The 2182-nt window shown below is 26.1% G+C and carries 2 protein-coding genes; both read left to right on the top strand.

Annotation, left to right across the window (positions count from 1 at the left end):
- The first annotated feature begins 47 nt into the window (after positions 1 to 47).
- A complete protein-coding gene (gene cas6, locus CLLU_RS18340; protein WP_106011195.1) occupies positions 48 to 779 on the top strand; it encodes a CRISPR-associated endoribonuclease Cas6 in 732 nt (243 codons plus the stop codon).
- A gap of 1 nt (position 780) precedes the next feature.
- Positions 781 to 2182, top strand: a 1402-nt coding sequence (gene cas8a1 / locus CLLU_RS18335; RefSeq protein WP_106011194.1) for a type I-B CRISPR-associated protein Cas8b1/Cst1, incomplete at its 3' end; no start/stop codon positions are given.

The following is a 2182-nucleotide window of genomic DNA, read 5'->3' as shown; positions in this document are numbered from 1 at the left end:
TGTTATAATTAATTCATAAAATAATTTTGGAGAAAGAAGGTGAAAATTTGAGATTTAAATGTACTTTTAACACAGAAAAAATACCACTATGTTATCATATGATGTTTGTAAGTATGATAAAGGAAGCACTTAAGGCAGAAGATGGGGACTACCTGAATAAACTGTATTATTTTCAAAACAAAAAGAACAAAAAATCAAAGAATTTTACTTTTTCTGTTTACTTGAAGGATTATAAAATGGATAAAGAAGAAATAAAGATTAATGGTTTTGTGCAAATTAATATATCTTCACCTGACACTGAATTCATGTTGAAACTTTATAATGGAATACTAAAGAAAAAATCATTTCAGTATAAGAAAATATACAAAATAGACAAACTTAAGATAACTATGCAGCAGGAAAAAAACATTTCAAAGAAAGAACTGTGTTTTAAAACATTATCGCCTATTTATATGAAGAATATAAATGGGAATTCAGTTCCGCCTGCGAGCAGTGAATATTCTAAAGAATTTAATTACATTCAAAATAAAATTCTGGAAAATTACAGAGGTTATGGTTTAAAAGAAAGTGTACAATTTACACCTGTATTAATGGAAGAAAAAGTTGTTAAGGAAGAAATAGAAGGTTTTAAGAAGGTTTCTGGTAAAGGCATATATTACGTTGAAGCTTATTATGGAATATTTAAACTATGTGGTGATGTTCAAGATTTGAAGGATATTTATATGCTGGGGGCAGGATTCAGGAGAAATCAAGGATTTGGAATGATAGAGGTGGTGTAAGATGAAAATTAAGATATACTTAAATGACTGGTTTTATAATATGGGTATTATTGGGTTTATGCGAATACTTGAAAATTCAGAGAAGCAAAATGAGATTAATATAAATGAAAATTATATAGAATTTGATAGTAGTATTTTAAAAGAATTTGGTAAGTATTATTTTGACTATTTTATGAACAGATATGACGTACCTAAAGACAAATTAAATAAATATCAAGTACAGAAAGCTTACGTTAAGAAAAAGTCTGATTATAAAGATGGAATAAAATATCTAAAAAAGACAGTAACAGATGTAGCTAATAAATTTAAGAATGATGAAAATGGAAAAGCTTTAAAAGGTATAGCAGATACAATTTCAAAGGTTAAAAATCAAAGTCAATTTGAAATTTTAGATGAAGAATATGAAAAGTTTAAAGAAGTTTTAGAGAAAGAACAAGTTTCAGAAAAGCTTACATTAAATAAAGTTAGAAGCATTTTATCAAATCAATACTTCGGGCAAGCAAGTTTTCTTCAAAAAACATTAGCATCTAAAAGATTAGATAAGCAAAGAGAGGTAGCTGATAGAGATTATATAATACCCATATATGAAATGGGAAAACTTATGGATGCTTATAAAGATAAAGATTTAGATAAAGCTGAAGAATGTATCAGTAAGTATTTGAATTTAGATAAAAGTTATAAAGATAAAAGTATTGAAAAAGTTTACAAAAAAATAGAAAAGCGTATTGATAAAACAAAAGATGTAAATTCAATTTTAGAGGAATTAGATTCATCAAAATTATACAATTGTTCATTATGTGGCAAATTTAAATCTTTAGGGGATGATTTTGAGGAAAAAATATTTGTTCCATTAGGTATTAGTAATAGTAATGCAAATAATTTATTTTGGAATTTTAACAACAAGTTTCCTATATGTAATGTATGTAAGCTGATATTGTTTTGTACACCAGCTGGTGCAACAGATATATTTAAGGGTTATGTAGAAGGTGATTATAAAGATAAAACATATTTTGGATTTGTTAATATTGATACAAGTGTGGACAACTTATATAAGCAAAATGAAAGTTTTTACAGCAAGAAAGATAAAGATTCACCATATAATGAAATCATATTGGATATGGTTCAAGAACTTCGCATTGAAAGTGAATGGGAATTACAAAACATACTCTTTGTTGAATTTGATGTTGATGGTAAGAGCTGTAAATTAAATTATTTTAATATTCCAAGATTTATAGCGAAGTTTTTTGCAGAAAAGAGTGGTGAATTTAATAGTATAAAGGATAAAAAATTTAAAGCAGAACTAATGGATTTAATTTTAAGGAATATAGATATTAAATTTTCTATTGATAAGAAGTTAAGACAGCATATTAAGGGTGGTTATAATGCTTTAGACTGTTTTATAG

It is taken from the genome of Clostridium luticellarii (assembly GCF_002995845.1).
In the GTDB taxonomy this organism is placed as follows: domain Bacteria; phylum Bacillota; class Clostridia; order Clostridiales; family Clostridiaceae; genus Clostridium_B; species Clostridium_B luticellarii.
Note: the sequence above shows the minus strand (reverse complement) of the source record. Positions and strands in the feature narration are given on the sequence as shown.